The 251-nt window shown below is 65.7% G+C and carries 1 pseudogene; it reads right to left on the bottom strand.

What is annotated here, in order from left to right:
• A pseudogene (locus tag B3E43_RS02110) lies at positions 1-251 on the bottom strand (UDP-glucose 6-dehydrogenase); the annotation flags it as partial.

Genomic DNA, 251 nt, shown 5'->3' with positions numbered 1-251 from the left:
TCGGCTTGAAGGTCAGGCCCAGCAGGGCGACGGTCTTGCCCTTCAGTTCGCCCCCCAGGGCGTTGGCGACCCGGCTGGCCATGGCCTTCTTGCGCGCATCATTGATCTGGACCGTCGTCTCGATCAGGCGGACCGGTGAGCTGGCGTCGGTCGCTGTCCGAACGAGAGCAAGAGTGTCCTTGGGAAAACATGACCCGCCATAGCCGGGGCCGGCGTGGAGGAATTTCCCGCCGATCCGCTTGTCCAGGCCG

Origin of the sequence: Brevundimonas sp. UBA2416, assembly GCF_002343105.1 — a bacterium.
In the GTDB taxonomy this organism is placed as follows: Bacteria; Pseudomonadota; Alphaproteobacteria; order Caulobacterales; family Caulobacteraceae; genus Brevundimonas.
This window is presented reverse-complemented; position numbering and strand designations above follow the sequence as displayed.